This is a genomic window from Caulobacter sp. HMWF025 (assembly GCF_003060965.1).
Taxonomy (GTDB): Bacteria; Pseudomonadota; Alphaproteobacteria; order Caulobacterales; family Caulobacteraceae; genus Caulobacter.
Map to the genome: position 1 here is coordinate 1 of NZ_QAII01000062.1, position 7,094 is coordinate 7,094.

Sequence of the window (7,094 nt, forward strand, 5' to 3'; positions counted from 1 at the left end):
GTTATCACCGACACCGCCGGTTCCGCCTCGAGCGGAGTTATTCTGGAAATTGACGCCATCCAGACTGACGACGGCCCGCGCGCCAACATAGAGGCCGCCCCCCAGGCCTGGTGCCCCGCCGCCGCCCGGACTGACCAAAGGCGAGCCGCCGATGGCCGCCATGCTATAGAGGGTGAGGTCCTCTATGGTGACCGTGCCGGCATTGACGTAGAGGCCACGCTGCTGGCCGCCTCCGTCCAGGAAAGCGCCGTTCCCCTGGATGTCGAGCGAGACGCCGGCCGCCAGGTTGATCTGGGTCAGCGGGCTGTCGAGCGTGCCCTGGAAGGCTGCGGACAGGATGATCGCATAGGCACCGCTATTGGCCGCCAGGGCGTTGGCCGCGGCGATGCAGGCGTTCAACTGGGCTTCGGTGGTGACGGGCTGACCGTTGTTCAGAAGCGTGGGGGTGGTCATGATCAACGTCCAGGTGAGATCGAGTGCGGGGCGGATTGGGTCGGCAAGGCCACGGCGTTCGGGGCGGCAAACGGGTCGTCGGGCCAGCCCTCGAGGGCACCGGCAGCGTCCAGTTCGGCGATCAGGGGCGCGAGCTCGGCCTGATAGGTCTTCCAGCGGCCAAGGCCCCGGGCGTTAACGGGCTGACGAACCTGGGCGTAGCTGACGGTGCGAACATCGCTGTCGCGCTCGTGGAAGTGCACGCAGGCCGGATCATGGGCGAGGCCCAGATGGTCCAGGACCCGCGACAGGGTCGCGTCGAAATCGTCCACCCAGTCGTTCAGACGCACCTGCAGCACCGGGTTTGGCAGGGCCGCGCTCCAGTGCGCCATAAGCTGCTGCTGCTGGGCGATCGCCCAGCCCAGGTCGGCGATGTCGTGCGCGTAGGAATGATGACCGTGGAAACGGTAGCTGAAGATCGACAGGCCGATGTCGCGCGGATCGCGCACACAGTGGATGATCCGCGCACCGGGCAGCATCAGGCCCACCAGGCCAAGAAAGCGGTAGTTGCCCGGCATCTTGTCGACGATCCGGGCCTTGTCCGGCGCCAGGGCGCGCAGTTGGCTCAGATAGCGATGGGCGGCGGCGTCCAGAGCGGCCCCATCAAGGCCGGCGATCGCGTTGACGCCATCGGCGGTTTCGCTGCCTCCCAGGGCATGGAAGGCCTCGGCGAGCGCGCCGCGCTCCCCCGCGCCATGGACGTTGGCATGGGCGGCCAGGATCTGTTCGCACAGGGTCGTGCCCGAGCGCGGCATGCCGACGATAAACACCGGGGTGGGATCGCGGTTGGTGGCGCGCGGTCCGTCCGTCAGACGCCGGCGGTCTAGCCGCGCCTGACTGGCCTCGACAAAGGCGGCGTGGTCAGCGCGGCAAAACGGCTGCCCAGGCTTCAGGAGGTCATGACCGGCGCGCCAGTGCGAAAAGGCCCGGGCTGGCTCACCCTGACCGGCCCAGAACTTGGCCAGGTCGTAGTGGGCCATGATCCGATGCTCTGGCAGCATCGCTTCACCGGAGCTCGATAGCGCCGCCTCCATCGCGGCGGCCTCGTCGAGCGCTGCGGCCAGATCGTGTTCGGCCAGCGCAAGACACAGACGCCGCCAGAGCCAGAGGGGGGTCAGCGCCGGCGGACAGGTGCCGATCGCTTCAAACGCCTCGAGCGCGGCGCGCGCGTCGCCAGGCCGCCCGAGTTGCAGGAGCGTCAGGGTACTCAGCAGATGCCAGTGCCGGGCCTCGGCCGGGTTGCCCGGCACCGTGGACTCCTCCAACAGTGCCAGGGCTTGCTGCGCGCGTCCCCGCTGAAGCAGGTCGGCAACCAGGTTCAGACGTGCCGCCGCATTGCGCGGCTCTCGCTCCAGGCTTTCCCTGAGCAACAGGTCGGCCGCATCCCGCTCGCCGGTCAAGCCCAGGAAAGCGGCGAGATTGGCCGACGCCGCCACATGGCCGGGCGCATGTCGCAGAGCCTCGCGCATGGCGGTCTTGGCGTCATGGATCGCGCCCTGGCGATAGCGGGCCACCCCGTAGTTCACCCAGGGTTCAGCCCAGGCCGGAGCCCTCTGAATCGCTGCGGCGAAGGCGTGCTCGGCCTTCTCGGCCTGGTTCAGACCCAGCCAGGCCTGGCCGTAGGCGTAGTGGGCCTCGGCGTCGTCAGGATCGGCGTGGCAGGCGTCACTGGCGGCATAAAGCGCGGCGTGGAAATCGCCGGCGGCCAGATGGGCAACCGCCCGGGCAAGGTCTGCAGCACGGGGCGGATGGCCAGGAGGCTGCGCGACGGGTGCAGATGGTCGATTGCCCACCACGGTCTCTCCGGATCGCAAGATCGTAAGTCGCGGTTAAGCTCACGGCCGTTCGGCCTTGGCCATGCCCTCGCGGCCCTCGCAAGGCAGATTGAGACGGATGTCCATTCGATTGAGACGGCTGTCAGCAGTTGGCTGTCCGTCGCCGAGGAACCCGCGCGCGACGGGACAGGGAGGCCTTCCGAACCCGTCGCCGGACTTGCCGGGCAACGCTCCTGAACCAGCGGCAAGACCCTAGCCGATACCCGTTTCCGCTGGCTGCAATGCCGCGGCGCACGGTTTTGCAACCGCGAAAAATGATTGTAACTACCTAATAAAATTCAATAATTTTGGAATTCTACGCCACCCTTCCGATTGCTGAATACTTCTGAACCCCAACGGAAAGAAATTGAGATTTCAGATATATTTACTCGAGATCCGAGCAAAAATTAGGGTATAATCATATTCGCGTAGCAAGTGTGAACTCAGTTTGAACATATAGCATTCTATAAATACAATTTCAGTTTTCGCGAAAATTTTGTGCATTGAGCTTTACAGGGTAGATTCAATTTTGTCTGACGGATTTTGATTTAATTATTTATGTGGGCCAATATGACCAAAAGCAATACAAGACCCAATGATGAGCAAGGTTAAAATTTCATTTTACATGAGACAAATACTTGACCGAGAATAGAGTTCAGCGTGCAGATGTCGTGACGGCCAGTAGGCTCCCGTGCCTGGAGCGGGGCACTGACGACGGGCCACCACAGGAAGTCGCGCAGGCCATTCGCGACGCTCTTAGTGGAATGTTCGACACTGAGTTTCCTGACATGGACCAGTATCAACTGGATCTTCGCACGCGCGTCTACGTGATGGGTCCGGCGCTGCTCAGCCGCGCCAGGCTGGAAGGCGGAGAATTTCGTTTCTCCAGGGATGCCGAAAAGATCGCGACCAGCAGCCTCGATCTGATCAGCATCTATCTCTACCTGGAGGGGACCGAAAGCCGCTGCATCGAAGGCGTCGACCAGATCGCCGAGACTGGCGACATCGGCTTTCTGGATCTCACGCGAACCAGCAGCGTGTCGGCGGCGAGTTATGTTCAGAATCTGATCCTGCCCAGAAGTTTGCTGGAGGGGAGCAAGCGCAATCTTGATCATTTGCACGGCCTCATCCTGCGCAAGGGCAGCGTCGCCAATACGGTGCTTGGCGCTCATCTCCGAGCCCTGTGGCTTGCCGCCGCCGAGGCGTCGCTGGAAGACGGTCCGGCCCTGATCGATGCGACAGCCGGGCTTGTCTCGGGCCTTCTGCTGTCCGGTCCGGAAAGCGAACAGGACCAGCACGACCTGGCTGACGCACAACTCGTTCGCATTCGGCGCTACATCAACAGGCATCTGGGCGACACCACCCTTGGCCCGGATCGCCTGTGCGATCAACTCGGCCTGTCCCGCGCCGCTCTGTATCGGCACATGGCCCCTCTGGGCGGCGTCGCCGACTATATTCGCACCCAGCGCCTACGGAAGGTCTATCTGACTCTCTGCGACCCGAGCTATGCGCATCTGTCCGTCATGGAAGTCGCGGCCGTCTGGGGTTTTGGAGACACCTCGGGCTTCTATCGGTCCTTCAAGAGAAAATACTCTCTCAATCCAGGTGATCTAAGGGTTTATCCGGAAGTCATGAAGAGTCCTGAGGCCACCGCCCAGCGCAAAGCGCCATTCGTCACTGACTGGCTGGGAGAGGTTGACGCGGACCAGGATGGCAAACTCGATGCCTGAATCCCGGCCTTGTGAGCCGCCATCATAAGCCTGGCGCGCCCAGCCGTGTGATGCGCCTGGCGGGTGCCATGGGCCTCGCTCAAAAGCGGGCTCTTCCCAGGGGCCGCAATGAAAAAAGGCGGCGGAGCCGAAGCCCCGCCGCCCTTCAGACTGTGTCATCCCGTAGGAAGGATCAGCCGGCCGCCTGCTGACGCATCATGGCGACGGCGATCAGGCGATCCCAGCCGACCAGCGACACCAGGTGCGCATAGATCTGGGCCAGGGCACCGTTGGTCTGCAGTTCCTTCAGCTTCTCGACCGGCAGGGCGTTCAGCTTCTCTTCCGAGACGCCGAAGTACTCGGCCACGGTCTGCGCCTGGCCGGGCTGGCCGTCGGCGTCGGTCGGGGTGAAGGTGGCGGTCTTCAGTTCGAAGAGGTCCAGTTCCTTCAGCAGTTGCACGAACGAGTCGGTGCGGCGACGCTCGGCTTCGAAGTCGTCGCAGAACTTGATGCAGTTCTGGGTGTACTCGGTCGGCTCGCCCTTCTCGTCGAACAGGGCGGTCTGGCCGCTTTCCGACAGCAGGGTGGACCCGCGGTCGATGCAGACGATCAGGCGGTCCTGGGTCTCGTCATTGGCCAGCACGAACGGATAGCGGCGGATATAGGCCGGAATGTAGACGCCCGGATCGATCGAGCCGTCGGCGTTGACGAACAGGTTCTCGCCGTTGTTCAGGCCCATGACGGCCAGCGGAACGCGGTCCTCGCCGGCGAAGATCACCGGGAACGACAGGGCGGCCGGAGCGAATTCGGTCACGGTGAGCGGCACGGCGCTGCCGGTGGCGGCGAAGCCGTACGGCTTGTCGTTGTGCACGAGGGCGAGTTTGGCATGCTGCTCGCGGTTCAGCGGCTCGGGCGAGACGTAGAACAGAACGTTGCCGGAGATGCCGCCGGTGGACTGGGTCGATTCCATTGATAGCTCTACAAAGGGCTGAAAGGACGGACGCGCGAGACGGAACTGCGGCCGCAAAGGCTTGGCGCTTCTAGCCGATCCCGGAGGTTGCGGCAATCGACCCTTCCAGACGCGGGAGAAACCGCCCCGTCACTCCATCACGGGGCGAACGGGACGGCCGTGTTAAGAGCTTAGAACCGCCAGGCCAGGCCTGTCCGGATCGAGCGTCCCGGCGAGGGGGCGATGTCCTTGAGGAAGGAGACGTGCTCGCGAATCTCCTCGTCGGTCAGGTTGCGACCATCGATGAACAGGCGCAGGGCCGGGTTCTTGAACGGCTTGAACGTGACCATGGCATTGACGCTCGTATAGCCGTCGGTCGGCAGTTCGAACGTGGCGACACGGCCCTGGGAGGCGACGCGACGGACTTCAAGATGGGCTTCGGCGCGCGGCGCGGTCCACACCACCCGACCGGTCAGGGACCATGGCGGAATGCGGGCCGGGACGCCGAGGTCGGTCTTGCCGCGAACCCAGTCATAGACGCCTTCCAGCTTGATCGACCGGCTGTCGCCCGACCAGGCCACATAGCTGGTTTCCAGCTCTGCCCCGTGGAAGTCGGCATTGGTCTGGAAATACTGGAAGACCGGCAGGCCGTCCTGTTCGGCCCCGGTCGGGGCCTCTTCGATGAAGCCGTCATAGCGGGCACCCCACAGATGGCCTTCCAGCCGCAGGCGGTCACCGGTCCAGCGGGCGGTGGCCTCCAGCGAGGTCACCTTCTCGGAGTCGAGCGAGGCATCGCCCACCTCATAGCCGCCTGTGCCCGGGTGGGGGCCGTCGGCGAACAGTTCGAACTCGGTCGGAGCCCGGCCGTTGCGCGACAGGGTCAGGGCATAGAACTGATGATCAGCGGGCTTGAAGAACACGCCCAGCGAGGCCGAGACATTGTCGAACTCGCGTTTGGCGGCGGCCGTGTCCAGCGAGCGCCGGTCCAGGCGCAGGCCGGCATCGAGGCCCCAGCTGTCGCGGTCCAGCCGCTGCAGGGTGAAGACGCCCAGTTCCTTGACCGTGACCGACGGGACAAAGGCCTCGTCGCCGATAGCCTCGAAGTCACGGGTCAGGCCCTGGAATCCGACCGCGCCCTGCCAGCCGTCGCGGGCCTTTTGCACCAGTTCCAGCCGACCTTCGGTACCGCTGGACAGGAAGCGGGTTCCGACCTCGCCGTCGGTGACCGAAACCTCGGCGTGGCCGTAGTCGGCATAGCCGGCCGACAGGCGAACCAGCTCGAACGGACCCACATCGACCTGCTGTTCTCCGCGCAGGTCATAGCGGGTCTGTTGCAGGTGGATGGAGACGGGGCCCTCGGCGGCCGGATCGATCGGGGCCAGGATCTGCTCGTAGGGCACGCCGTAAGTGGTGTCGGTGCGCTTGACCGACAGGCCGAAGAAGCCGGTATCGTGGATGTAGGAGACCCCCGCGCCATAGGCGTCCATCTCGACATCGGCGTTCTTGACGGTCTTTGCCGGGTCGACCGTGAGGCCGTCGCGGACAGCCCGACGGCCGGAGACGGCCGGGGTGGAGATATCATAGTCGGCGCTCTGGCGATGGTCGGCGTCGAACGCAAAGACCAGCGGACCGGCATTGACCTTCAGCGCACCGCTGATCGCCCGGCCGTCGTCGACGGAAGAGGCCGAGGCGGCCAGCCGCCCCTCAACGGCCTTGTCCGCGCGCACGGAGGGCACCCGGTCATCAATCATGTTGACCACGCCGCCGATGCCCGAGCCGCCATAGGCCAGGGTCGAGGGACCACGCAGGACCTCGATGCGTGAGGCCTCGGCAGGGTCGGAAGCCACCGCGTGATCAGGCGACAGGGCGCTGGCGTCCACCTGGCCGACACCGTTCTGCAGCACCATGACCCGCGGACCCGACAGGCCCCGGATCACGGGCCGTGAAGCCCCGGGGCCGTAGAAGGTCGAGCGCAGGCCGGGCAGGCCGTTCAGGGCGTCGCCGAGGCCCACCGGCGGGGCGACGTCCAGCTGGTCGCGGGTCACGACATTGACGCTGCTGGTGATGCTGTCCAGCGACACCGCATAGGGCGCGGCGGTGACCACGACCCTGGAGACCTCGGTATCGGCC

General features: G+C 64.8%; 5 protein-coding genes. 1 reads left to right on the forward strand and 4 read right to left on the reverse strand.

Going from position 1 to position 7,094, the window contains the following annotated elements; genetic code table 11:
* Both DBR10_RS07730 and DBR10_RS07735 read right to left on the reverse strand, forming a co-directional pair.
* A partial coding sequence (locus DBR10_RS07730) for a hypothetical protein (RefSeq protein ID WP_199225317.1) occupies window positions 1–453 on the reverse strand: 453 nt, incomplete at its 3' end.
* Window positions 454–455: 2 nt separating this feature from the next.
* Window positions 456–2,285 carry a tetratricopeptide repeat-containing sulfotransferase family protein gene (locus tag DBR10_RS07735; protein WP_108556244.1) on the reverse strand — a complete coding sequence of 610 codons (1,830 nt, stop codon included), beginning with the start codon at window positions 2,283–2,285 and terminating at the stop codon, window positions 456–458.
* 809 nt (window positions 2,286–3,094) lie between these two features.
* On the opposite strand from DBR10_RS07735, the gene DBR10_RS07740 reads away from it, so the two are divergent.
* Entirely contained in the window at window positions 3,095–4,036 is a 942-nt protein-coding gene (locus tag DBR10_RS07740) for a helix-turn-helix domain-containing protein (RefSeq protein ID WP_158272185.1), read from the forward strand.
* 172 nt (window positions 4,037–4,208) lie between these two features.
* On the opposite strand, the gene DBR10_RS07745 is transcribed toward DBR10_RS07740, so the two are convergent.
* Both DBR10_RS07745 and DBR10_RS07750 read right to left on the reverse strand, forming a co-directional pair.
* Window positions 4,209–4,985 (reverse strand): SapC family protein, encoded by a 777-nt coding sequence (locus DBR10_RS07745; RefSeq protein WP_108503958.1) that lies wholly within the window; start codon window positions 4,983–4,985, stop codon window positions 4,209–4,211.
* A 170-nt stretch (window positions 4,986–5,155) separates the two neighbouring features.
* Window positions 5,156–7,094: TonB-dependent receptor (locus tag DBR10_RS07750; protein WP_233243320.1), on the reverse strand; the 1,939-nt coding region annotated here is incomplete at its 5' end.

Coding starts and splice junctions, on each gene's coding strand:
- DBR10_RS07745 (WP_108503958.1), bottom strand. CDS start 4,985: ATGGAATCGACCCAGTCCACCGGCGGCATCTCCGGCAACGTTCTGTTC.
- DBR10_RS07740 (WP_158272185.1), top strand. CDS start 3,095: ATGGACCAGTATCAACTGGATCTTCGCACGCGCGTCTACGTGATGGGT.